General features: G+C 74.7%; 21 protein-coding genes and 1 tRNA gene. 3 read left to right on the plus strand and 19 right to left on the minus strand.

Translation table 11 applies throughout. The features are described 5' to 3' along the window. Positions 1 to 46: 46 nt before the first annotated feature. From CELF_RS15490 to CELF_RS15515, 7 genes are all read right to left on the minus strand, one after another. Positions 47 to 1,372 (minus strand): resuscitation-promoting factor, encoded by a 1,326-nt coding sequence (locus tag CELF_RS15490; protein WP_013772212.1) that lies wholly within the window; start codon positions 1,370 to 1,372, stop codon positions 47 to 49. 307 nt (positions 1,373 to 1,679) lie between these two features. Further along, positions 1,680 to 2,828 (minus strand): resuscitation-promoting factor, encoded by a 1,149-nt coding sequence (locus CELF_RS15495; protein ID WP_013772213.1) that lies wholly within the window; start codon positions 2,826 to 2,828, stop codon positions 1,680 to 1,682. Between the two features lie 227 nt (positions 2,829 to 3,055). Further along, entirely contained in the window at positions 3,056 to 4,006 is a 951-nt protein-coding gene (locus CELF_RS15500; protein WP_013772214.1) for a TatD family hydrolase, read from the minus strand. Position 4,007: 1 nt separating this feature from the next. Beyond that, a complete protein-coding gene (metG, locus tag CELF_RS15505) occupies positions 4,008 to 5,792 on the minus strand; it encodes a methionine--tRNA ligase (protein ID WP_013772215.1) in 1,785 nt (594 codons plus the stop codon). Positions 5,793 to 5,862: 70 nt separating this feature from the next. Beyond that, positions 5,863 to 6,678: a PH domain-containing protein gene (locus tag CELF_RS19665; protein WP_013772216.1), complete on the minus strand. Its 816-nt coding sequence runs from the start codon at positions 6,676 to 6,678 to the stop codon at positions 5,863 to 5,865. A gap of 13 nt (positions 6,679 to 6,691) precedes the next feature. After that, positions 6,692 to 6,862 (minus strand): hypothetical protein, encoded by a 171-nt coding sequence (locus CELF_RS20685; RefSeq protein ID WP_013772217.1) that lies wholly within the window; start codon positions 6,860 to 6,862, stop codon positions 6,692 to 6,694. 160 nt (positions 6,863 to 7,022) lie between these two features. Continuing rightward, positions 7,023 to 8,249 carry a PQQ-dependent sugar dehydrogenase gene (locus CELF_RS15515; RefSeq protein ID WP_013772218.1) on the minus strand — a complete coding sequence of 409 codons (1,227 nt, stop codon included), beginning with the start codon at positions 8,247 to 8,249 and terminating at the stop codon, positions 7,023 to 7,025. A gap of 95 nt (positions 8,250 to 8,344) precedes the next feature. Between CELF_RS15515 and CELF_RS15520 the strand changes: the two genes are divergently transcribed. Then, a complete protein-coding gene (locus CELF_RS15520; protein WP_013772219.1) occupies positions 8,345 to 8,935 on the plus strand; it encodes an isochorismatase family protein in 591 nt (196 codons plus the stop codon). Between the two features lie 69 nt (positions 8,936 to 9,004). Here CELF_RS15520 and CELF_RS15525 read toward each other — a convergent pair whose 3' ends face one another. The 3 genes from CELF_RS15525 to rsmI all read right to left on the minus strand — a co-directional run bounded on the left by CELF_RS15525 (position 9,005) and on the right by rsmI (position 12,262). Beyond that, positions 9,005 to 9,454, minus strand: a complete 450-nt coding sequence (locus CELF_RS15525) for a MarR family winged helix-turn-helix transcriptional regulator (RefSeq protein WP_013772220.1) — start codon at positions 9,452 to 9,454, stop codon at positions 9,005 to 9,007. Positions 9,455 to 9,537: 83 nt separating this feature from the next. Next, positions 9,538 to 11,310 carry an ABC transporter ATP-binding protein gene (locus tag CELF_RS15530; protein ID WP_013772221.1) on the minus strand — a complete coding sequence of 591 codons (1,773 nt, stop codon included), beginning with the start codon at positions 11,308 to 11,310 and terminating at the stop codon, positions 9,538 to 9,540. 61 nt (positions 11,311 to 11,371) lie between these two features. Continuing rightward, positions 11,372 to 12,262, minus strand: a complete 891-nt coding sequence (gene rsmI / locus CELF_RS15535) for a 16S rRNA (cytidine(1402)-2'-O)-methyltransferase (protein WP_126297845.1) — start codon at positions 12,260 to 12,262, stop codon at positions 11,372 to 11,374. Between the two features lie 84 nt (positions 12,263 to 12,346). Here rsmI and CELF_RS15540 point away from each other — a divergent pair, with 84 nt between their 5' ends. After that, positions 12,347 to 14,155, plus strand: a complete 1,809-nt coding sequence (locus CELF_RS15540; protein ID WP_013772223.1) for a dolichyl-phosphate-mannose--protein mannosyltransferase — start codon at positions 12,347 to 12,349, stop codon at positions 14,153 to 14,155. Between the two features lie 4 nt (positions 14,156 to 14,159). Here CELF_RS15540 and CELF_RS15545 read toward each other — a convergent pair whose 3' ends face one another. Together CELF_RS15545 and CELF_RS15550 are read right to left on the minus strand one after the other, a co-directional pair. Continuing rightward, complete coding sequence (locus CELF_RS15545) at positions 14,160 to 15,650, minus strand: family 20 glycosylhydrolase (protein ID WP_013772224.1); 1,491 nt, start codon at positions 15,648 to 15,650, stop codon at positions 14,160 to 14,162. Between the two features lie 54 nt (positions 15,651 to 15,704). Then, positions 15,705 to 16,706 carry a bile acid:sodium symporter family protein gene (locus CELF_RS15550; RefSeq protein WP_232014256.1) on the minus strand — a complete coding sequence of 334 codons (1,002 nt, stop codon included), beginning with the start codon at positions 16,704 to 16,706 and terminating at the stop codon, positions 15,705 to 15,707. A gap of 188 nt (positions 16,707 to 16,894) precedes the next feature. Between CELF_RS15550 and CELF_RS15555 the strand changes: the two genes are divergently transcribed. Next, entirely contained in the window at positions 16,895 to 17,170 is a 276-nt protein-coding gene (locus tag CELF_RS15555; protein WP_013772226.1) for a GlsB/YeaQ/YmgE family stress response membrane protein, read from the plus strand. Between the two features lie 134 nt (positions 17,171 to 17,304). Here CELF_RS15555 and CELF_RS20505 read toward each other — a convergent pair whose 3' ends face one another. The 7 genes from CELF_RS20505 to CELF_RS15595 all read right to left on the minus strand — a co-directional run bounded on the left by CELF_RS20505 (position 17,305) and on the right by CELF_RS15595 (position 24,317). Further along, positions 17,305 to 17,457 carry a hypothetical protein gene (locus CELF_RS20505; RefSeq protein WP_013772227.1) on the minus strand — a complete coding sequence of 51 codons (153 nt, stop codon included), beginning with the start codon at positions 17,455 to 17,457 and terminating at the stop codon, positions 17,305 to 17,307. Positions 17,458 to 17,712: 255 nt separating this feature from the next. Continuing rightward, on the minus strand, positions 17,713 to 18,675 hold the full coding sequence (locus tag CELF_RS15565; RefSeq protein ID WP_083835766.1) for an IS481 family transposase: 963 nt from the start codon (positions 18,673 to 18,675) through the stop codon (positions 17,713 to 17,715). Between the two features lie 719 nt (positions 18,676 to 19,394). Next, positions 19,395 to 19,470: transfer RNA gene (locus CELF_RS15575), tRNA-Ala, on the minus strand. Positions 19,471 to 19,559: 89 nt separating this feature from the next. After that, positions 19,560 to 20,873: a hypothetical protein gene (locus tag CELF_RS15580; protein ID WP_013772229.1), complete on the minus strand. Its 1,314-nt coding sequence runs from the start codon at positions 20,871 to 20,873 to the stop codon at positions 19,560 to 19,562. Between the two features lie 63 nt (positions 20,874 to 20,936). Beyond that, on the minus strand, positions 20,937 to 21,545 hold the full coding sequence (locus CELF_RS15585; RefSeq protein ID WP_013772230.1) for a GNAT family N-acetyltransferase: 609 nt from the start codon (positions 21,543 to 21,545) through the stop codon (positions 20,937 to 20,939). A 12-nt stretch (positions 21,546 to 21,557) separates the two neighbouring features. Continuing rightward, positions 21,558 to 22,796 carry a molybdopterin molybdotransferase MoeA gene (locus tag CELF_RS15590; protein WP_013772231.1) on the minus strand — a complete coding sequence of 413 codons (1,239 nt, stop codon included), beginning with the start codon at positions 22,794 to 22,796 and terminating at the stop codon, positions 21,558 to 21,560. A 132-nt stretch (positions 22,797 to 22,928) separates the two neighbouring features. Beyond that, a complete protein-coding gene (locus CELF_RS15595; protein ID WP_013772232.1) occupies positions 22,929 to 24,317 on the minus strand; it encodes a UTP--glucose-1-phosphate uridylyltransferase in 1,389 nt (462 codons plus the stop codon). Between the last annotated feature and the right edge of the window lie 15 nt (positions 24,318 to 24,332).

Genomic DNA, 24,332 nt, shown 5'->3' on the forward strand with positions numbered 1-24,332 from the left:
GAGGCGGCGGGCGTCGGGCGGTCGGGACGGGGCGTCCCGGGGCGGATCAGGTGAAGAGGTACTTGCCGCAGTGGGGCCACTGGCCCGCACCCGAGCGGTTGTAGAGCATCTTCGCGCGGGCCGTCTGCTCCTCCGGGCTCGCCTCGGACGGGAGGCCGGCGCCGCCGACTGCCTGCCACGTGGCGACGGAGAACTGGTAGAGGCCGTGGTACTTGCCCGTGGACGACACGATCGTCGGGTTGCCGCCCGACTCGCACTTCGCGAGGGCCGCCCAGTTGAGCGAGTCGGCGCTGCCACCCGCGGCGATGGGGCCGGCCGTGCCGGACGACGTCGCGGCGGGCTTCGGCGTGACCGCGGGACGCGGCTTCGTGCCGACCTTGACGAGCTCGTCGACGGGGGCCTGGGTGACCTGGTCGGAGACGGTCTCGCGCGCGGTCTCGACGCCGTCGACGGTCGTGACCCGCTCGACGAGCGTGCGCACCCCGGGAACGCCCGCGACGGCGACCTTCTTCTGCCCCGTGTAGAGCGTGGCGTCGTCCTGCGTGCTGCTCGCGAACGCGACCTCGTGCGTCGAGGCCACCTCCTGCACCACGACCCGGTTGACGACGACCTGCACGCGCCCCTCGGGCGACTGGCGCACGGACACGCGGTCCAGGGGGTTCAGGGTGATGCCGAGCTCGCCGAGGACCTCCGCGACGCGCGCGTCGCCGTCGGGCGTGGCGAGCGTGGCGCCGTCGACGAGGACGTCGGCGGAGCCGTGCAGCGTGAGGTCGAGCGCGAGCTCGGGGCGGCCGCCGGCGGCGGAGCGGGACGCGACGAGCGCGACGTCGTCCGCGCGGGCGGCGAGGGTGTCGAGCGCCTCGTCGGCGGTGAGCGCGGTGGTCCACACCGGCTGCTCCTGGCCGTCGAGGGCGACGGTGACCTGGTGCGCGTGCCGGACGACGATCTCGGCGCCCTCCCGCAGCGTGCCGGTGGGGCTGACGACGTCGCGCTCACCGAGCTGCACGCCGTGGTCCTCCAGCAGGCCGTCGACGGAGCCGGCGAACGTGCTGACCCGGACGACCTCGCCGTCGACGTCGAGCGTCACGGACTTGTTCGCGGTCGCGTACGCGGCGGTGCCGCCCGCCACGACGAGCGCGGCGGTCGCGGCGACGAGCGGGACCAGTCGACGACCGGACCGCAGGCCCTTCGTCGCGGGGGTGGGACCGGTGTCGGTCTCCCGGGGCGTCCCGATGGTGTCGGGGGACGCGGTGCGCGTGCGCGCGAAGGGGCTGCGGATGCGGGTCGAGAAGGTCACGAGGCTCCAGCCGTCGTCGTGCCCGGGCACGGGGTCCAGGTCGTGCCGCGGTGGCACCCGGCGGGCGTGCGACATGGTGCGTCCGCACGGACGGTCGGCCCTCGAGCCGTCCCCCACCGGTCCCGGATCCCCGATCCGGCCGTCGTGACGGCGTGGAGCCGTCGTGCTGGTCCCGCTCCGGCACCACGACCGCGGTGCGACGAGCACGATGTGCCCGACAGGGGCAGGACCGACACGCGACCGTAACCGAACCGTGATCGGTTCACCAAGCCCTGCACGGCCACCCCAGGGGTGAAACGCGTCACGCTTGCGCGACAGACCAGGTCACACCGGCGCACGTCGGGCAGCGGTCACCGACCGCCCCGCCGTGGCCCGTCCGGGGTCAGTACCAGCCCTTGGCCTGGCTGTGCGCCCACGCGCCGCACGGGTCGCCGTAGCGGGCCGCGATGTAGCCCAGGCCCCACGAGATCTGCGTCGCGGGGTTCGTCTGCCAGTCCGCGCCCGCCGTCGCCATCTTGCTGCCGGGGAGCGCCTGCGGGATCCCGTAGGCGCCCGACGAGCGGTTCTCGGCGTTGACGCGCCAGCCGCTCTCCTTGTTCCACAGCGACAGGAGGCAGGCGAACTGGTCGTCACCCCAGCCGCGGGCGGCGGCCATCTCCTTGCCCAGCGCCTGCGCGGTGCCCGGCTCGACGACGACCGTCGACGGGTCCGGCAGCTCCGCGGTGCCCACGTGGACGACCTGCGTGACGGGCGCCGTCGTCACGACCGACGCCACCGGCGTGCGGCCCACGACGACGCCGCCGACGACCTGCAGCTCGTACGTGGTCGTGCGGACGCCGGCCTTGCCCTTGGTCTTCACGACCTTGTTGCCCTTGACCAGGGTGCCGTCCTCGACCTCCTGCGTCTCGAACGGGACGGCCTCGGTCACGGTCTCGCCGTCCGTCGACGCGCGCGTCACGAGCACCACGAGCCCGTCGACCGCGTTCGCGTCGAGCGGGACCGACACCTGGTCGCCCTCGTCGAGCACGAGGCCCACGTCGCGCAGCGCGTCGCGCACGGTCGGGGCGCTGCTCAGGCCGTCGATGACCTGGCCGTCGACGACGAGGTGGATCGTCTTGAGCGTCGAGACGCGCAGCACGTCGGACCGGTCGAGCGCGGCGCTGCGCGAGGCCGACAGCCGCACGTCGTCACCGCCGCGCAGGCCAAGGCCGTCCACGGCCTCGCCCACGGTGAGCGCGGTACTCCACACCGTCTGCTGCTGGCCGTCGATCTCGACCTGCAGCTCGCGACCGTGCCGCACGACGATCTGCCCGCCGCGCGCGATGGGCTGGTCGAGCGCCGGGGCGACGAGGTCGCGCTCCCCGACGGCGACGTCGGCGCCCGCGAGCACCTCGCCGACGGTGCGGCCGAAGCCCGTGACCTCGACGGCGCGGCCGTCGACGTCGAGCGTGACCTCCTTGTGCAGCACCGCGAAGGCGCTGGTGGCGCCCACCACGAGCGCAAGGACGAGCGAGCGGGCGACGGCGTGCATCGCGCGGGACCGACGGGCGGTCGCAGGGCGGTCGACGCGTGGCACGCAGCAGTCCTTCGGGGGCCGGGAGGGGGCGGCCTGGCCGGTCCGCGAGGGACCGTCCGGGAGCGCCCTGGTGGACGCCCGTCCGACCGTAACCGATCCGTGACCCGACCCACCACCCGCAGCCGCCCCCCGGACGCCCGGTCGGCCGCGGACACGCCGGGCGCGCGGGGACGAACCGGACGTCACCAGGGACCGTAGACCCGCTCCGAGGTGGCGGACACGGCCGCGCAGACGTCGGGCAGCGACCGGCCCGTCACCTCGGCGACGGTCTGGACCGTCCCGGGCAGCAGGTAGGGCGCGTTCGGCCGGCCGCGGAACGGGTGCACCGTGAGGTACGGCGCATCGGTCTCGACCAGCAGCAGCTCGGGCGGCACCTCGCGCAGCGCGGCCCGCAGCTCGTCGTTCGCGCCGAACGAGACGGGCCCGGCGAACGACAGGAACCACCCGTGGGACACCGCGAGCCGGGCGAGCTCGGCGTCACCCGAGAAGCAGTGGAACACCGTGCGCTCCGGGGCGCCGTCGGCCAGCAGGACCTCGACGACCTCGGCGTGCGCGTCGCGGTCGTGGATCTGCAGCGCGAGCCCGAGCTCCTTGGCGAGCGCGACGTGCGCCCGGAACGCGTCCCGCTGCACCTCGCGGCCCCGCGGACCGGCCCGGAAGAAGTCGAGGCCCGTCTCCCCGATCGCCCGCACGCGCGGCGTCGCGCGCGCCACCGCGGCCACGCGCGCGAGCGCCTCGTCGAGCGGGACGTCCTCGTGCACGAACCGCGGGTCGGGCGTCAGCCCGTCGGGCGCGACCTCGCGGACGCCCGCGTGCAGCACGGCCTCGTTGGGGTGGATCGCCACCGCCCCGAGCAAGGCGGGGTGCGCCGAGACGACGTCCGCGGTGAGCACGACCGACTCGTAGTCGCAGCCCACCTGCACCATCCGGTCGACGCCGACCGCCGCCGCGCGCTCCAGGTGCTCGTCGAGCGTCGGGGCCGCCGCGCCGTCGACCGCGGCCCCGTCGGGCGTCCGCCGCCAGCCGTCGGCCTGCCACCCGAGCACCGACTCGAGGTGCGTGTGGTTGTCGACGACCGGCAGCGGCAGCGGCTCGGGCGGCGGCGGCCAGCCGCGGTCGCGCGTGCGCGCCACGTCAGGCCTGCTCGGCGCGGGCGATCTCCTCCTCGACGATCGCGTCGTCGAGCTTCGTGAAGACCGGCACCGGCTTGGCGACCGACGTGCCCGGCACGAGCGGCACCGACGCCCACCGCGGGGTCGCCGCGTAGTCGCCCGTGATGATCGGGTACGAGCGCGACGCGTCGTCCAGGTCCTCGACCTCGTCGATCCGCGGCATCGGCGCGAACGTGCCCGTCCCGCCCAGCGTCTCGTGCACCTTCTGCGCGGCGAACGGCAGGAACGGGGCAAGCATCGTGTTCGCGTCCGCGACGGCCTGCGCCGCGGTGTGCAGCACGGTGCCGAGTCGCTCGCGGTCGCCCGACAGCTTCCACGGCTCGGTCTCGGACAGGTACCGGTTGGCCTCCTGCACGACGCGCATCGCCTCCCCGATCGCCTGCCGGTTGCGGTGCTCGCCGAGCAGCCGGCCCACGGTGTCGAACCCGGCGGCCGTCGTCGCGCGCAGCGCCGCGTCGACGGGCTGGAGCTCGCCCGCCTCGGGGATCGCGCCGAAGTTCTTGTGGATCATGTTCGCGGTCCGGTTGACGAGGTTGCCCCACCCGGCGACGAGCTCGTCGTTCGTGCGGCGCTTGAACTCCGCCCACGTGAAGTCGGTGTCCTGCGTCTCCGGGCCCGCGACCGACAGGTAGTACCGCAGCGCGTCCGGCTGGTACCGGGACAGCATGTCGCGCACGAGGATGACGACGCCGCGCGACGTCGAGAACTGCTCGCCCGCGACGTTGAGGTACTCGCTCGACACGACCTCGGTCGGCAGCTGCAGGTGCCCGTACTCGCCGGGCTCGCCGCCCTTCGACCCGCGGCCGTCGTAGCCCATGAGCTCGGCGGGCCAGATCTGCGAGTGGAACGTGATGTTGTCCTTGCCCATGAAGTAGTACGACAGGGCCTCGGGGTCGTTCCACCAGCCGCGCCACGCCTCGGGGTCACCGGAACGCCGCGCCCACTCGATCGACGCCGACAGGTACCCGATGACCGCGTCGAACCAGACGTACAGGCGCTTGTTCGGGTTCTCCTGCCACCCCGGCAGCGGCACCGGGATGCCCCAGTCGATGTCGCGCGTCATCGCGCGCGGACGCATGTCGTCGATCAGGTTCAGGCTGAAGTTCAGGACGTTCGGGCGCCAGCCCTGGCGCGTGCTCAGCCACTGCTCGAGCGCGCGGGCGAACGCGGGCAGGTCGAGGAAGAAGTGCGTCGACTCGACGAACTTCGGGGTCTCGCCGTTGATGCGGCTCTTCGGGTTGATGAGGTCGATCGCGTCGAGCTGGTTGCCGCAGTTGTCGCACTGGTCGCCGCGCGCGCCGTCGTAGCCGCAGATGGGGCACGTGCCCTCGATGTAGCGGTCCGGCAGCGTGCGGCCCGTGCTCGGGCTGATAGCGCCCATCGTCTGCTGCTCGACCATGTAGCCGTTCTTGTGCACCGTGCGGAACATCTCCTGCACGACCGCGTAGTGGTTGCGCGTCGTCGTGCGCGTGAAGAGGTCGTACGACAGGCCGAGCTGCGTGAGGTCCTCGACGATGACGCGGTTGTACCGGTCGGCGAGCGCCTGCGGCGAGACGCCCTCCTTCTCCGCCTGCACGAGGATCGGCGTCCCGTGCTCGTCCGTGCCCGACACCATGAGCACGTCGTGGCCCGCCATCCGCATGTAGCGGGAGAAGACGTCCGACGGGACGCCGAAGCCGGCGACGTGACCGATGTGGCGGGGGCCGTTCGCGTAGGGCCACGCGACGGCCGACAGGATGCGGGACATGCGCCGATCCTAGGTGAGCCGCCCTCGCCGGCACGTCGTCGTCCCGGTGCCGGTCACGGCCCTGTTCGTGTCAGTCGTCGTAGAGCCGGTCGTGCGCCTCCTGGTCCTCGACCGAGACGAACCTGGCCCGGTCGCCGGAGACGTCCCAGCCTCGCTCGTCGGCCCGGACGGGCGGGATGCGGATCGGCTGCGTGTCGCCGGGGCGGTACGCGGGCGGGCGCTCGGTCGTGCCGCCGGGCACGGGCGGCCAGGGGGTCGCGGGTGCGGCGACGGGCGGGGGGACCGGGCCGTGCACGGGGGCGGCGACCGGTGCGCCGTAGCCGGGCAGCATCCCGGGGACGGGCAGCCGCGTGCCGGGGGCGGTCGGCAGGGTCGCGGGCGTGAAGATCGTGGCGCACAGCTCGCGGTACGTCGCGTCCGGCCGTGCGACCCAGTTGATCCGCCGCATCGCCTGGTCCTGCCCGGCGGACTCCAGCAGGAACTCGCCGTAGCCGAGGATGCGCCCCGGGATCGACCGCGAGTAGCGCATGTCGGTGATCTTGACGAGCGGCATCATCGCGACCTTGTGCGTGACGAGGCCGTACAGCAGGAGCATGCGCTTGTCCGTCGCGACGAACCACTCGTTGCGCCAGTCGAGCACCTTCCAGCCGAGCCGGACGAGCAGCACCGCGAACAGCCACCACAGGTGGTCCGCCGCGTCGCCCGCGACCGCGCCCGCGGCGGGGACGACCACGAACGCGAGCAGCAGGAAGCCCGCGAAGGTCGTGAGGACCGGCTCGGCGAGCTTGCCCCAGTGCGACCGCGCGCTCAGCACCACGCGCTCCCCCGGCAGCACGTACCGGCGGATGTTGCGGTGCTCGCGGGCGACGGCCTCGGGCGTGGTCATGGCACGCGCGGCGTCACTCGGAGGTGAGGCCGTCGAAGAAGCGGCCGAAGCTGGCGAACGCGCCGGTGATCATGTCCCAGAGCGCACGGACCAGGTCCGCGGCACGGTCGGGGCTCGTCACGATCGCGTAGACGAGGAAGATCGCGACGATCCAGATCAGCGTGGTCTTGAGCTTCGGCGGCATGGGTCCTCGCAGGTGGGGCGTCGGGCGGGGCGGCTCGGACGGCTCGGCACAGGTGCGCGCCACAGGGTACTGACCGGGCATACCGGATCGGTGGACCGCCCGCCGCGTGGCGCGAACCGGACGAACCCGGCGGCGTGTCGGCGCGCGGCGCGCCGGGGGGTCAGCGGACGACGACGCGCAGCACCCGGTCGTCGCCGTCGCGCGGGTCGCCGCGCCCGTCCGTGTTGTTCGTCAGCACCCACAGCGACCCGTCGGGCGCCTGCTCGACCGCGCGCAGCCGGCCGTGCTCGCCCGTCAGCAGCGCCTGCGGGACGCCGACACCCCCGGCCGGACCGGCGCCGCCGGGCGGGGGCAGGAGCGGAACCCGCCACAGGCGCTCGCCCCGCAGGCCCGCGAGGTAGACGGCCTCGTCGGTGACCGCGAGACCGCTCGGCGACGCGTCCGACGTCGCCCACGTCGCGACCGGGTCCACGAACCCGTCCCCCCCGGCGCCCTCGACGAGCGGCCACCCGTAGTTGCCACCGGGGACCACGACGTTGAGCTCGTCCCACGTGTCCTGCCCGAACTCGGCGGCGAACAGCCGGCCGTCCGACGACCAGCCGAGCCCCTGCACGTTGCGGTGCCCGAGGCTCCACACGGGCGAGGCCGGGTCGGGGTTGCCGGGCGCGGGCGCGCCGTCGGCCGTGACGCGCAGGACCTTGCCCGCGAGGCTGCCGCCGTCCTGCGCGGAGGGCCGGTCGCCCGCGTCGCCCGTCGTGACGTACAGGTACCCGTCCGGCCCGACCGCGAGCCGCCCGCCGTCGTGGTTGCGGGCGCGCGGGATGCCGGTGAGCACCGGGGTCAGCTCGCCCAGCGTGGTCCCGGAGAGCGTGCCGCGCAGCACCCGGTTGTCCTGCGCCGTCGTGGCGTACAGCGCGAGCTCGGCCCCGTCGGCGGTCGCGTCGAGCACCGTCACGCCGAGCAGACCGCCCTCGCCCCCGGGGGCCACGACGTCCGTGAGCTGCTGCGCGCCCGGTCCCCCGACGTCGCGCACGGAGCCGTCCGCCCCCACCACGACGACGCGCGCCTCGTCCCGCAGCGTCACGGCCGCGCTGCCGTCGGGCAGGAAGGCGATCCCCCACGGCACGTCGAGCCCCGTCGCGACGTCGGTCACCTCGACGACCTGCACCGTCGCCGGCCCGGACGGCCCCGGGGGCGACGACGGCCCACGGTCGGTGGTCGCGGGGGCCGGGACGACGGGCGACCCGACGGACCCGGGACCTCCACCCGTGCACGCCGCGAGCGCGAGGACCGCCGCGACGGCCAGCGCGCGGGCGACGCCCGACCGGCGCGTCGTGGGGCGCCGCCGTGCGGGCGGGGCGGGCGCCGGGACGGTGCGGGCGGCCATGCCCCACACCAGCACGCACGACGCGCACGCGCCACCCTCGCCGGCCCGTCGTGCGAGGCTGGTGCCAGGACCGCCCCGCCCTCAGGAGGACCACCATGAGCACCGCGGAACCGACCCGTCGGGCCCTCGTCGTCGTCGACGTGCAGCCGACCTTCTGCGAGGGCGGCGCGCTGCCCGTCGAGGGCGGGAACGCCGTCGCCCGTGACATCGCGCTGTACGTCGCGGAGCACCGAGACCGCTACGACATGGTCGTCACGACGCAGGACTGGCACATCGAGCCGGGCGACCACTTCTCCACGACCCCCGACTTCGTCGACACGTGGCCGCCGCACGGCGTCGCCGGCACCGCGGAGGCCGACCTGCACCCGGCGCTGTCCGCGATCGTGCCCGAGGCGAGCGTGAAGAAGGGCCAGTACGCGGCCGCGTACTCGGGCTTCGAGGGGGTCGACGGCGAGGGCCGCGGGCTCGCGGAGATCCTGCGCGACGGCGGCATCACGGACGTCGACGTCGTGGGGCTCGCGGAGTCGCACTGCGTGCGGTCGACGGCGGTCGACGCCGTGGGGCTGGGCCTGCGCACGCGTGTGCTGACCGACCTGACCGCGCCGGTGACGCCCGAGCTCGGGGCTGCGGCGCGCGAGGAGATGCGGGCCGCGGGCGCCGAGCTGGTGGCGTCGACGGACCTCTGACGGCCGCACCGGCTGCGGACCGCTCGACGGGCGTCGTGGCGAGCGCAGCCGGGCGCCCGGTCGCCGCGGTCAGGCCTCGGTGCCCCAGGCGTCGTCGTCCGGCGACCAGCCGAGGTTCGCGGCGACGCGTTCCAGCACGGTGAACGTCGTCGCGACGTCGTCGTCGGGGATGCCCGCGGTGGCCCTCGCGCGCAGCGCGACCACGCGCTCGCGCAGGGCGGCGAGGTGCCCCACGCCGTCGTCCGTGAGGACGTAGCCGTCCGGCTCGCGGCGGATCCAGCGACGCGAGGCCAGGAGCGTGAGCTCGGTGCTGCCGACCGGCTCGACGGAGGCCCGCTCGAACGGCGTGAGCATCCGCGCGACGCCCGCCTCGTCGACGGGCCCGCGCTCCGCGACCACGTTGAGCACGACCCAGTGGCGCTGCTTGAGGCCCTCGCGCACGAGCTCGGCGTCGACGCCGGCCTCGACGAGCCGGTCGACCAGCTTCACCCAGTACCCGATCGGACGTTCCTGCGTCATCGCGCCCCCATCCCCGGACTCCCTTGCGATCCTTCCACGATCGCCGCCACGCGCCTCGTCGAGCGGGGTGCTGCGCGGCGACGTCACGAGGGGGCGGGTGCCCGCCCGAGCCGGTCGAGCTCGGCGTAGGCACCGCCTGCGGCGAGCAGGTCGTCGTGCGTCCCGACCTCGACGACGCGGCCGTCGCGCATGACGACGATGCGGTCGGCGCCGCGGATCGTGGACAGGCGGTGCGCGACGACGAACGTCGTCCGCCCGGCCATGAGCCGCGCCAGGGCCTGCTGCACGAGCCGCTCGGAGGCGGTGTCGAGCGCGGACGTGGCCTCGTCGAGGACCAGGACGCGCGGGTCGCGGACCAGGGCGCGGGCGATGGCGAGGCGCTGCCGCTGCCCCCCGGACAGCCGGGCGCCGCGCTCGCCGATGACGGCGTCCAGGCCGCCCATCTGCTCGACGAAGTCGAGCGCGTTCGCGTCGCGCAGCGCGGCGAGCACCGCGGCGTCGGTCAGGTCCGGGCTGCCGTAGGTGACGTTGTCGCGCACGGTGCCCTCGAACAGCAGCGACTCCTGCGGGACGACGGCGAGGAACCGCCGGTAGGTGCGCAGGTCGAGCTCGGCCATGTCGCGACCGTCGAGCAGGATCCGTCCCGCGGTGGGCGCGAGGAAGCCGATCACGAGGTTGAGCACGGTGGACTTGCCCGAGCCGGACGGCCCGACGAGCGCGACGGTCTCGCCGGGGCGCACGTGCAGGTCGACACCGTCGACGGCGGCCTCGTCGGGCGCGTCGTCGTACGCGAACCGCACGCCCGCGAGCTCGACCTCGCCGCGCACGGACGCGACCGTCTCCTTGCCCGCGTTGCGCTCGACGTCGGGCTCGGTGAGCACCTCGCCCATGGACCGCACGGACTCCAGGCCCTTGGTCACGACAGGGGCGATCGTCATGAGTGCGGTGACGGCCCCGGTGAGCGCGACGAAGTAGCTGGACAGCATGGTCACGTCGCCGGCGGACAGGTCGAACATGCCGTTCCAGGCGACCCACGCCGCGCCGACGAGGCAGCCGACGGACAGGACCTGCATGAGGATCCAGGACAGCGCGCCGAACCAGCCGTTGGTGACGTCGAGGCGGATGCCCGCGTCCCGCACGCCGACGAGCGTCGCCCCCATGCGGTCGAGCTCGTCCCGCTCGAGGGCGTGCGCGCGCGTGATGGGGATCAGGTGCGTCATCTCGCTGACGCGCGCCGACATGTGCTCGACCTCGACCCGGAACGCCGCGTTGCGCGAGGCCATCCGACGGCGCATGGCGACGACGAGCCCGGCCGCGGCGGGCACCGCGAGCGCGAAGACGGGCAGGAACTCGGGCACCCGCACGGCGGTCACGACGAGGGCGCCGACGAGCGTGGTGGTCGCGGACATGCCGGAGTCGAACGCCTGCCGCGAGCTCTCGACGACGTTCTCGACGTCGCGCACGATCTTCGCCTGCAGGACGCCGGCGCTGACGCGGCGGTGGTAGCCGATGGAGAGCTCCTGCAGGCGGCGCGCGAGGGCCATCCGCAGGTTCGTCTCGACGGTGCGCACGGCGACGGAGAACGAGCGCACGTAGAGCCAGTGCATGGGCAGGTTCTGGCCGACGACGAGGAGCATGAGCCCGGCGGCCCACCACAGCTCGCGCAGCGGCTCGTGGTCGACGACGACGTCGATCACGTCGGCGGTGAGGACGGGGATGACCCAGATGGGCGAGTGCTTGGCGGCGAACGCGAGCGCGGCGACCAGCAGTCGGCGGCGCTGACCGGAGTAGAGGCCGACGAGCGTGCGCACCGGGTGGGCGCCGTCGTAGGTGTCCTCGAGGGGGACGGAGGTCACACGCCCGATCGTAACGATTCGAGGCGCTGGTCGCCCCGACTGTCCGTGTGCCGCGCGCCCGTCACCGGCTGCGCGCCGCGAGCGCCGCGGCGTACAGGTCCCGCTTGGCCACGCCCGCGACCGTCGCGACCTCCGCGACCGCGTCCTTGAGCCGCTCGCCGCGGTCCGCGCGCGCGAGCACCTCGGCGACGAGGTCCGCGGTCGACGCCGGGGCCGGCCGGTCCGCGCCGCCCACCACGACCACGATCTCGCCGCGCACCTGGCCCTCGTGCGCCCACGCCGCGAGGTCGGCGAGCGGACCGCGGCGCACCTCCTCGTACGTCTTCGTCAGCTCGCGGCACACCGCCGCGGGCCGCTGCGCGCCGAACGCCTCGACCATCGCGTCGAGCACGTCGGCGAGCCGGTGCGGCGCCTCGAACAGCACCATCGTGCGGCGCTCGTCGGCCAGCTCCGCCAGGGCGCGCGCCCGCTCCCCCGCCTTGCGCGGCAGGAACCCCTCGAAGCAGAACCGGTCCGTCGGCAGCCCCGACAGTGCGAGCGCCGTGAGGACCGCGCTCGGACCCGGCGCCGCCGTCACCGGCAGACCCGCCGCGACCGCAGCCGTCACCACCCGGAAGCCGGGGTCGGACACCGCGGGCATGCCCGCGTCTGTCACGACGACGACGGTGCCGCCGCCCGCCACGACCTCGAGCAGGTCCGCGGAGCGCTCCGCCTCGTTGTGCTCGTGGTGGCTCACCACGCGGCCGCGCACCTCCACCCCGAGGCGGGCGGCCAGCGCGCGCAGCCGCCGGGTGTCCTCGGCCGCGACGACGTCCGCCTCGGCGAGCAGGGCCCGCAGCCGTGGCGACGCGTCGTCCGTGTTGCCGATCGGCGTCGCCGCCAGCACGAGCCGTCCGCCCGGCACCCGGGGGCCGTCGGGGGCGGTCTGACGGTCCGTCGTGCGCTCGCTCACGCGGACAGCCTGCCACCCCGCGAGGCGTCCACCCCTCGTCCGCACCCCGCCCACGGCACAGCGCTCCCCCCCTACGATGACCGCGTGCCGCCCACGCGAGACGACGACGCCGCGCCCCCGGAGCAGCCGGACGACGCGCACCCCGCACCGACCGAACCGGCGCGCCCGGTCCCGGTCGGGCTCGGCGACGGCCCCGACGGGGCGCCCGCCACCGGGAGCGCACCCACGGGCGTCGTGCTCACCAAGGGCGCGGTCCTCACGGACGACCGGCAGGACCCCGACGTCGCCGAGGAGCCCCCGCTTCCGACGCGCGAGCGCCTGCTGCGCACGCTGCTCGGTGCCGACCGGCTCGCCCTCGACACGACCCCGCGCGACCGGCTCGTCGGCTGGCTGTGGCCGCTCGCCGTCACGGTGCTCGCGGGCGTCGCGCGGTTCTGGAACCTCGGCCACCCGCACCACCTCGTCTTCGACGAGACGTACTACGTCAAGGACGCGTGGTCGCTCGTCACGCTCGGCTACGAGGCGCAGTGGTCCGCCGAGCCGAACCCGGCGTTCGAGGCGGGCGACACGAGCGGGCTGGGCACGGTCGCGTCGTACGTCGTGCACCCGCCGGTCGGCAAGTGGGTCATCGGGCTCGGGATGCAGCTCGGCGGCGGTCCCGACAGCGCCTTCGCGTGGCGGCTCGCCGTCGCCGTGCTCGGCACGCTGTCCGTGCTGATGGTCGCGCGGATCGGCCGCCGGCTGTTCGCGTCGACCGCGCTGGGCACGGTCGCGGGGCTGCTGCTCGCGGTCGACGGCGAGGCGATCGTCATGTCGCGCATCTCGCTGCTCGACCCCGTGCTCACGTTCTTCGTCGTCGCGGCGTTCGGCGCGCTGCTGCTGGACCGCGAGCAGGCGCGCCGACGCCTCGCGGAACGGGCCGCGCTCGTGCTCGACGCGGGCGACGACCTCGGCTGGGGGCCGCGGCTCGGCTGGCGGTGGTGGCGCGTCGCCGCCGCCGTGCTGCTGGGGCTGGCGATCGGGACCAAGTGGTCCGGCCTGTACTTCCTCGCCGTCTTCGGGCTGATGACGGTCGCGTGGGACGCGACCGCGCGGCGCTCGGTCGGCGTGCGGCACTGGGCACGCGCGGGCGTGCTGCGCGACGGGGTGCTCGCGGGCGTCGTCATGGTCGGCCTGGCCGCGGTCACCTACGTGGCGTCGTGGGGCTCGTGGTTCGCGTCGAGCGACGCCTACCACCGGCAGTGGGCCGAGCAGAACCCTGGCCAGGGCGTGACCTGGCTGCCGCCCGCGCTGCGCTCGCTCTGGCAGTACCACCAGGACATGTGGACGTTCCACAACGGGCTGACCACCCCGCACACGTACAGCGCGCACCCGCTCGGCTGGATCGTGCAGTGGCGGCCGACGTCGTTCTGGTACCCGACCGAGGTCTCCGAGCTGTCCGGAGACGCGGCGCGTCAGGCGTGCGGCGCCGACCGGTGCTCCGAGGCGATCACCGCCCTGGGCAACCCCGTGCTGTGGTGGTGCGCCGCCGCCGCGGTCATCGTCGCCGTCGTGTGGCTGCTGCGGTTCCGGGACTGGCGCGCCGGCGCGGTGCTGTCGGGCCTCGTCGCCGGGTGGCTGCCGTGGTTCCTGTACGCGCACCGCACGATCTTCACGTTCTACTCGATCGCGTTCGTGCCGTGGGTCGTCCTGACGCTCACCTACGTGCTCGGCCTGGTCATCGGCCCGAAGGACGAGCTCGAGTGGCGGCAGCGCCGGTGGGCCGTGCGGGCGGTCGGCGTCCTGGTCGTGCTCATCGTCGCCGTGAGCGCGTTCTTCTACCCCATCTGGGCGGCGTGGACCGTGCCCTACGGGTTCTGGCACAGCCACATGTGGCTGACGAGCTGGATCTGACCGGTCAGAACGCCGCGCCCGGCGCGGAACCCGGCCCCGGCCACGACACCTGCGGGCTCGCGTGCCAGCGGAAGCCGACGCGGTCCCAGAACGGCGCGTGCTGCGCGACGCGGCCCGCGAAGTCGTCCCAGTCCCGGTCCTGCGGAGCCGTCCACGCGACCTCCGCGACGGCTGCGAGCCGCGGCAGCAGCATCGACGTGAGCTCGCCGAGGTCCGTCAGCGTCTCCGTCCACACGGCCGCCTCGACGCCGATCACCGACTCCGGCGGCACGCCCGGGATCAGGGTCGACGGCTCCCAGTCGTAGGCGTCGCGCAGCTCGATGTGCCCGGCCCACTCCAGGCCGAGCTCGGTCGTCGCGTCGTACTTCATGTCGAGGTACGCGCGCGACCCCGGGGACATGAGCACGTGCGCGCCCGCCTGCGCCGCGGCGACGAACGGCGCCGGGTCGGCGTTGATGTCCCAGTACTGCACGACCGTGCCGGGCTCGAGCGGCGTCGACGCGATCTCCTGCCACCCGACGACCTTCTTGCCCGCGTCCCGCACGACCGACGCCGCGTACCCGACGAGCCGCGCGTACTCGTCGTGGTCCATCGTCAGGACCTCGTCGCCGCCGATGTGCACGTACTCGCCGGGCGTCATCGCCGCGAGGTCCGTGAAGACGTCCCGCAGGAACGGCCGGGTCGCGGGCAGGTCGTCGTGCAGGCGGCTGAAGCCGACCTCGATGCCCGTGTAGACGTCCGTCGGCTCACCGCTCGGCGTGAGGTCGCCGTACGCGTGCGTCGCGGCGTTGACGTGCCCGGGGACGTCGATCTCCGGCACCACGCGGATGCCGCGCGCCGCCGCGTGCTCGACGATCTCCGCGAGCTGCGCGGGGTTGTAGAAGCCACCCGGCCCGCCCCCGACCGACGTGCCCGCCGACGCGCGCGTCAGGTGCGGGCGGGACGGCAGGTGGACGCGCCAGCCCTGGTCGTCCGTGAGGTGCAGGTGCAGGACGTTGAGCTTGTAGTGCGCGAGCAGCCCGATGATCGCCTTGAGGTCGTCGACCGTGAAGAAGTGCCGCGCGACGTCGATCGACAGCCCGCGCCACGCGTAGCGCGGGTGGTCCTCGACCCGCAGGGCCGGGACGGTCAGGGTCCCGTCGCCGAGGGACGAGACCGTCTGGCGCAGCGTGACGACCGCGCGCACCAGGCCCGCGGCGGAGCGCGCGTCGATGTCGACGCGGTGCTCCGACACCACGAGCCGGTACGCCTCGTCGCCCGCGGGCAGGTCCTCGCTCAGCCGCAGCCGCACGACGCTCGGCGCGCCGCCCTCGGTGTACCGCACCTCGACGGGCCGGCCCGAGAGCCGGCCCAGCAGGTCGGCGGCGAGCACGCCCACAGCGACGAGCTCGGGGGCGCTGTCGACCACGAGGATCGTCGCGGCCGTCAGGACGAACGGCGGGCCGTCGGTCGTCTCGAGCAGGACAGGACGCGGGATGACGGCGACGTCGGGCACCGGGGCTCCTTCAGCGCGAGCGCGGGCGACGGCTGGTGCACCGTCCCCGGCACGCTACTCGACGCGGGCGACCCTGCGGGCCACGACGGCGCAGGTCGCGAGCTGCAGCTGGTGGTAGACGATGACCGGCAGCGCGACACCCGCCGCGACGACCGGTGAGAACAGGACCGCCGCCATGGGCAGGCCGGTCGCGAGCGACTTCGTCGACCCGACCATGAGGAGCGCCGCCCGGTCCGCGCGGTCGAGCCCGATCGCCCGCCCGCCCCACCACGTCGCGGCGAGGACCGCGGCGAGCACCACGACGCTCACCACGACGAGCACCGCGAGCGCGGAGGGGGTCACGTGGTCCCATGCGCCGGACACCGACGCCTGGCTCACCGACGTGTACGCGACGAGCAGGATCGTGGCGCGGTCGGTCGTGCGCGTCAGCGGCGCGTGGGCCCGGACCCAGCCGCCGATCCACGGCTGCACGACCTGCCCGACGACGAACGGCAGCAGGAGCTGCAGCAGGATCCCGACGGGCGAGCCGCCCAGGTCCCCCGACGTCGCCGTGAGCAGCAGCCCGACCAGGACGGGCGTGAGCACGATCCCGGAGACGTTCGAGATGGTCGCCCCCGTGATCGCCGCCGCGACGTTGCCGCGCGCGACCGACGTGAACACCACCGACGACTGCACGGTCGACGGCAGCAGCGACAGGTACAGCACGCCCTGCCGCAGCTCGGGGGCCAGGACCGTGTCCGGCAGCGCCTGCACCGCCAGCCCGAGCGCCGGCAGCAGCACGTACGTCGCCCCGAGCATCGACCCCTGCAACCGCCAGTTGCGCAGGCCGTCGACGACCTCCCGTGTCGGCATCCGCGCCCCGTACAGGAAGAACAGCAGCACGATCGCGCACGTGCGCACGACGCCCAGCACGTCCGCGAACGTCCCCTGCGCCGGGACGAGGAGCCCGAGCACGAGGACCGCGATGATCATGACGACGAGCGGGTCGACCCAGGCGCGCAGCGCGGCGAGCCCGCCACGTGCAGCTCCGGAGGGGCGGCTGTCGGGGCGTGGCACCGCGCCATCATGCCCGCGCGTCCGCTGTGCGAGCGCATCCGAGGCGCCCACTGTCCCGGTTCGTCCCGTTTTGTGGCGCTCGTGCGGGTGATGAAGACCACGCGCGCGCCGCTCGGCGGGCGGAACGTCCGAATCGGCCCTACGGTTCCCACTACCGGAGTGACCCCCGATATGTCAAGGAGTTGTCAATGAGCCCCGAAGGCATCATCAGCGCGATCATCATCGGTGCGATCGTCGGCATCCTCGGACGCCTGCTGGTGCGTGGACGTCAGCGCATCTCGATCCTCCTGACGATCGTCGTCGGTATCGTCGCCGCCCTGCTCGGGACCTGGCTCGCCTCCCTCATCGGCGTCCGGGACACCGGAGGCATCGACTGGGTCGAGCTGATCCTGCAGGTCGGCCTCGCGGCCGTCGGTGTGGCCGCCGTCTCGGGCAGCCGCAGCCGCCGTCGCGGCGTCCTCTGACGGTCCGTCCTCGCCCCAGGACGCACCAGAGCACGACCACGAAGGCCGCCCTCCCGCAGGGCGGCCTTCGTCGTGCCCGGCGACCCGCACCGGGGCGAACCGGGTCGCGCCGACCAGGCCGCCGCCGGGGCGTGCTAGCCGAGGACGACGAGCAGCACACCGGAGCCCGCCACGACGCCCTCGGCGACGAGCCACCCGATCGCCACGCCACCCGGCCGCGTGAACGACGTCGCGATGCGCGCCCCGACGGCCGCCGGCGGCATGTGCTGGCGATACTCCTCGAGCACCTGCGCGGTCCGTGTGGCCGGCCGTCCAGCGGGCGTCCGCGACCGGGGTCGTGGTGGTCTGCGGGCAGAGGGTCTCCCTGGGCCGGGTCCACGCCGGCCAGACCGTCACGATCCACGTCGCCGAGACGACCCTGGCGTTCGAGCTCGACGACGGCGAGATCCGGACCGTCCACCGCACCACCACCCGCCCGGTCCGGAGCGTCAAACCCGACAGACCGCAGGCAGTCTCGTCAGGCCCCTAGCTGTACTCGGCCGTCAGGTTGGTGACAGTCGGCTGACGGGTGGGAGTCCGCCCAGGGCGTTGTGGCGTCGTCGAGTGTTGTAGTGCTCGAGCCAGGGGGCAAGGGCGGCGGCTCGTTCGTCGTTGGTGGTGAAGACCTGCCGGTAGGCCCACTCAGTCTGCAGAGTGCGGTTCAGTCGCTCGACCTTGCCGTTCTGCCAGGGGCAGTGCGGGCGGATGAAGACCTGCTTCGCGCCGAGGTCGGCGGCGACGTCGCGCAGTGACCAGCGGTAGGCCCAGGCGTTGTCGGTCATGATCCGCTCGATCCGGGTGATGCCGTGAGCGGCGAAGTAGGCCGCGGCGCGCGTCACGAACCCCGCGCAGGTGGCGCCTTTCTCGTCCGCGAGGATCTCGGAGTAGGCGAGCCGGGAATGGTCGTCGACCATGGAATGGACGTAGTCGAAGCCGATGGGGTCGTCCCGGTGCCGGTCGGCGACGTCGCGGCCCAGGGCGCGCCAGCCGCCGCCGTCGGGGATGCGCCCGAGCTTCTTGACGTCGACGTGGACCAGCTCGCCGGGCCGGTCGCGTTCGTAGCGGACCGCGGTGGCCTTGCTGGCCCGGACGACCTGGCCGGTCAGCGGGTCCAGGTCGCGCAGCAACGGCATCCCGCGCCGGCGCAGCACCCTGGTGATCGTGCGCGCCGGGACACCCAGGGCCGCGCCCAGCACGTCCGGCCCTGACCGGTCACGTGCTCGCGCCGCGCAGATCGCGTCCTCCAGGGCGGCCGGTGTCCTGCTCGGGCTCGTCCGCGGCCGTGACGACCTGTCCACGAGACCGTCGGCCCCCTCGGCGCGCCAGCGCCGGACCCATCGGTAACCGGTCTGGCGGGCGATCCCGAGCTCGTGGGCGACGTGAGCGACCGGTCGACCCTGATGCACGACGCGGTCGATCAGCAGCTGGCGGCCACGCAGATTCAGTCGGGCGTTAGCGTGAGGCACGAGAACCTCCGGGTGGGTGTGGGCCTTCGACAAGCCACAGCCCAACCGGAGGTTCTCCTGTCGTCAACGGCCCCCGACGTCACCAACGTCCCGGCCGAGTACACCTAGCCCCACCCGCCTGCAGGGTTCGACCCCGTCTCGTAGCTGAAGGGCGGCACACGTGTGTCGTCCCACTGGCGCCGGGTCCGGGCCTCCCACGCCCGCTGAGCCACGAAGAGCAGCGCCTCAGCCCGGACGTCCCACCGTCGTCTGAACGTCCGTGGCTCAGCGACGATCTGTGCCACGGTCTCCGGACCGTGCAGTACGGCGTCGCACCGGGCGTAAAGGAAACCGTCGGCGCTGATGCCGGGGATCCGCGGGAGCCACGACGGCTCTGATATGTCGCGCCAACGCTGCTGCGCGACGACGCGAAGATCCATGCGACGCCTCGGGGCTGTCCCGTGGCGTCGACCCTGGATCGGTCCAGGCGTGGTGCGGCCACGAGTCGATCGCGACCACGAACCGGTACCGCCACTACCTCGGAGCCGCCGGGGCCGGGGCCGGGGCCGACGAGGCAGTTCTGAACAGGCTCAACGGGGCTGGGGGCGCGCCGGGGTTGCGCGAGACACGGTCCACCTCGGATGGCGGGCACAGCGGCTGACCCGAGCCGTTGCAGCCTCACGGAGCGTTCACCGCAGAACGACGAAGGCCGGACCCTGGTGGGTCCGGCCTTCGTCTTGTGGTGGAGCTGAGGGGATTCGAACCCCTGACCTTCTCATTGCGAACGAGACGCGCTACCAACTGCGCCACAGCCCCTTGAGCGGGCTACAGACTAGCACCACGTCCCGGGGAACCGTGAAATCGGCGTCCCTCCCGGACGGGGGCCGGGATCGGCCGACGTCGGCTCACTCCCCCGCGGCACGCCGCTTGGCCAGGACCGCGTTGAGGTCGATGCTGCCGGTCGTCGTGGGCGCAGGCTCGGCCACCACGGGCACCTCGGCGACGGGCTCGGTCAGGGTCTCGGCGCGCGGCGCGGTGGTCGCCTCGTCGAGCGGCGCGGGCTCCCGGCGGGGTGCGGTCGCCTTCATCGTGTAGGTGGGCCGCGGGACGGGCACGGGCGACCAGCCGTCGCCGTCCGCGTCGGCGTCGGTCCGCTCGGGGCGGGCGTCCGTGCGCTCGTCGGCGGAGCGGTCCGTCACGGAGCGGCGGACGACGGGCGTCGCGCCCGTCGTGGCGTGCCGGGCGGGCGCAGGGGCCTCGCCACGGTCCTCGACGATGCGCGCGAAGACCTCGGTGCTCGCGTCGGACGGGTGGACGGCACGGCCCGTGACGATCGCGTGCGGGGCGGCGTCGGCGACGGTGCGCTCGGGCACGGCCGGAGTGGCCCCCGTGCGGACGGCCGGCGTCGCGCCGGTCCGGACCACCGGCGTGGCACCCGTCGTCGTCCGGACCACCGGCGTCGCGCCCGTGGTGGCGCGCACGGTGGGCGTGGCGCCCGTGGACGTGCCGACGCGCGGCGTCGCACCGGTCGTGGCCCGCGCCTCGGCGACGGCCCGCATGGCCCCGGTGCGCGGCCCGCCCGGGATGCGCTCCTCCGCCATGCGCGCCTCCCACGCGGCGTCGGCGGCACGTCCCGCGAGCACGGCGCGACGGCCGAGAACGAGGACGCCGCCGAGCAGCACGCTCGGCACGGCGCCCGCGACCCACGTGACGGCGGGCGCGAGTCCGGCGAAGGCCCACCCCACGACGGTGGCGACGACGAGCAGCCCCGCGAGCAGCGCACGGCGGCGCGCGGCCGCGGCACGGCGCGCGACGGCGGCCGCGCGGGCGGCACGCGCCTGCGCGGCGCGGCGTGCGGCGTCGGCGGTGATCCTGTCCTGGGTCGCGGTCGGTCGGTCCACGGTGGTACCTCCAGTCGCGGGCCCGGCGACGAGCGCCGGAAGCCCTGTGCCCGGGGTCAGCAGCCCCGGCGAACCACCGCCCACCGTCCCGCAGTCGGCCGAACCGGTCGCGGGCGCCTCGCGCGACCGCCGGAACGTCCCCGACCGGCGGAGCCGGCCCGTGCGTTCGCTCACGGCGACCACGCGCAGCGCCTGCGAGAACCGGTCGTCCGTCCGGGACTCGAGCAGCTGCTGCCGGTGCCGCAGCTTGTGCGGCACCAGGTAGGCCCCCCACAGTGCCACGAGCGCCAGGGCGACGAGGCCTGCGAGATCGTCCACGTCACGACGGTAGGGGGCGGACCGGGAACTCGCAGGGACCGCACCGGCGTGTCGGGTGGCGCATCACCCCGCGGGCGCTCCACGCGACGCCCGCCAGCGGGCCAGCAGACCCTCCGGGACCTCCTCGGTCGTGAGCGCGAAGGTCCGGTGGTCGCACCACGCCCCCTGGATGTGCAGGTAGCGCTCGCGCAGGCCCTCGTCGCGGAACCCGAGCTTCTCCACGACGCGCAGCGACGGGCCGTTCTCGGGCCGGATGTTGATCTCGACGCGGTGCAGGCCGAGCGCGCCGAAGCAGTGGTCGGTCGCAAGGGCGACGGCGGTCGGGGTGATGCCCTGGCCGGCGACGTGCTCGGAGACCCAGTACCCGATGCTCGCCGAGCGCAGCGACCCGTAGGAGATCGACGCGACCGTGAGCTGCCCGACGAGCTCGCCGTGGTGGTCGACGGCGAACGGCAGGGTCACGCCCGCGCGGGCCTGCGCGGACAGCGTCCGGACGAACGCGCCGAACGTCGGGCGCGAGCCCGTCACCGGCTCGGGGCTGGTCGCGTCCCACGGCTCGAGCCACCCGGCGTTGCGGGCGCGCAGCGTCATCCACGCGTCCTGGTCACGGCGCCGCAGCGGGCGCAGGCGCACGGGTCCCTCGACGAGCACCGCCGGCCATCCCACGACCATCGTCGACGCCCCTCAGCCCTCGAGGACCAGGCAGTGCACGACCTGCCCGGGGTGGACGGTGAGGTCCTGCTCGCCGACGACGGCCAGGGCGTTGGCCCGCGACAGCGCGTGCACGGTCGGCGCCGCGGGGTCCCCGACGGGCGTCACGCGGTACCCCTCCTCGGGGGAGCCGAGGACGGTCGCGGGCACGAACTGGCGCAGCCCGGGCGGCGAGACCCAGCCCGTGGTGGCTTCGGCGGCGACCGACGGGCGGAACAGCTCGGTGTGGCCGGCCATCGCGCGCAGGGCGGGGCGGACGAAGACCTCGAACGACACCTGCGCGGCGACGGGGTGCCCCTGCAGCGCGAACAGCGGCACGGCCCGGTCGCGGCCCAGCGCGTCGCCGACGGACCCGAACCCGTGCCGGAACCCCGGGGTCATCGCGACCTGGTCGAGCCGCACCGTGCCGAGCGGCGCGAGGACGTCCTTGACGGTGTCGTGCGCGAGCTCGGACAGCCCGCCGGTGACGACGACCATGTCGGCGCGCACGAGCTGGTCGTCGAGCGCCTCGCGCAGCGTCGCGCGGTCGTCGGGCAGGATCCCGACGCGCACGGGTGCGGCGCCGGCGTCGCGGACGGCGGCCTCGAGCGCGTGCCCGTCGGCCTCGTAGACGCCGCCGTCGCGTGCCGCGGCGGTGCCGGGCTCGACGAGCTCGTCGCCGACGGACAGGAGTACGACGCGGGGCGTGGGGTGCACGCGCAGCCGCCCGCGCCCGATGCTCGCGGCGAGCGCGAGCTGCCGGGCGCCGAGCCGCGTGCCGGCGACGAGCACCGTCTCCCCCGCGCGCACGTCGCTGCCCGCGTGGCGCACGTGCTGGCCCGCGACGGCGGGGCGCTGCATCGCGACCTGGGCGGCGCCACGGTCCGTCTCCTCGAGCGGCACGACGGCGTCCGCGCCGAGGGGCAGGGGCGCTCCCGACGCGACCCGCACGGCCTGGCCCGGCACGAGCCGCAGCTGCGCGTCGGCCCCGGGACGCACGTCGTGCGCGACGGGCAGCGCGCGCGACGCCGCGTACCCGGCGGCGACCGCGGTGTCGTGCGCCGCGACCGCGTACCCGTCGCGCGCGGCCAGCGCACGGACCGGCAGGTCACGGACCGCCGCCACGTCCTCCGCGAGGATGCAGCCCACCGCGTCGTGCAGCACCACGTCGAGCGGCGCGACCGGGCCGACGGCGGCGAGCACCGCGGCCAGGTGGTCCTGGACCGATCTCATGCGCGCATTCTGCCCTGCGCGCGCACGGCCCGGGGACGGGCCGGGCCGTGCGCGTCGAGCCAGAGCCGGGAGGCGGGCAGCCGACCGCCGTCCCGCCCGCCCGTCACCCGCCGACGGGCGGGACGGGCGTCGTCAGGACAGGCCGTCGGGCCCCACCCGCGCACCGTCGGGCACCCGCGCCGGTGCGCCCGGGTCGTCGAGCACCGCGTCGCCCGTCACGACCACGCCCGACCCGAACGTCCAGTCGCCACGCACGCGCAGCGACGACGCCCCGACGAGCGACGGCGTGGCGGGCACGCGCGCGTCGAACGCCGCGATCGTCTTGTAGTGCTCGTCGTCGAGGTCGACGAACGGGGCCTCGACCTGCGCGGCCAGCCGGTGGTCCGGCTCCAGCCGGTACACGTCGGAGCGCAGCACCAGCAGGTCGTTCGTCGTCTTGACCGGCAGGAACCGCGAGCGGTCCACCTCCAGCACGGCGGCGCCGTCGAACACCTCGATCGCGGCGCCCATGGCGGACTCGACCTGGACGACCTTGGTCGACGCCTTGTCGCTCGGGTCGACGGTCTTCTCGTTGCGGATCAACGGCAGGTCCAGCACGCCGCCCGTGCGGTCGAGCTCGGCGCGCAGCGCCCGCAGGTCCAGCCACAGGTTGTTCGTGTTGAAGTACCGGTGCCGCTCGATGTCGCCCGCGGCGGCGGCGTCCTCGGGCGGTGTCTGGGCCGACTCGCGCAGCACGATCCGGCCGTCCGCGCGCCGCACGACGAGGTGCCCGCCCTTGCGGTCGGCGGGGGTGCGGCGGGCGACCTCCGCGGCGAACGGGGCGCCCGTGCGCGCGAACCAGCCCGCGATGCGCGCGTCCGGCGACGCGCCGAGGTTGTCGGAGTTCGACACCGTCGCGTACCGGAACCCCGCGTCGAGCAGCGCGTCCAGGACGCCCGACGCGTGCAGCGCCGTGTACAGGTCGCCGTGGCCCGGCGGGCACCACTCGAGGTCCGGGTCGGCGGGCCACTCGACGGGCGTCAGGTCGTCGGCGCGCAGCTTGGGCTCGCGGTTCTGCACGAAGTCGAGCGGCAGCCCGTCCACCGCCAGGTCCGGGTACGACGCGAGCGCGGCGAGGGTCTCGTCGCGCGTGCGGAAGCTGTTCATCAGGACGAGCGGCAGCCGCGCGCCCGTCGACCGCCGGGCCTCGAGGACCTGGCCCGCGATGACGTCGAGGAACGTCGCGTCGTCCCGCACGCGCAGCAGGGACTTGGCGCGGTCCATGCCCATCGACGTGCCGAGCCCGCCGTTGAGCTTGACGACCGCGGTGACCGCGAGCGCGTCGCGCGCGGTCGCGTCGTCCACGTCGAGGTCCGCCAGGTGCGGGACGTCGGTCAGCGGGTCGACCCCGCTCTCCGGGATCACCCCCGTCTCCCCCGACTCCAGGAGTCCGTAGAACCGGGAGAAGACGTCGATCGCGGTGGGGTGCACCCCGCCGTCGGTCATCTTGCGCTGGGCCTGTGCGAGTCCGTGGGCGCTCATCCTGCGATGCTAGGT

The organism is Cellulomonas fimi ATCC 484 (assembly GCF_000212695.1).
In the GTDB taxonomy this organism is placed as follows: Bacteria; Actinomycetota; Actinomycetes; order Actinomycetales; family Cellulomonadaceae; genus Cellulomonas; species Cellulomonas fimi.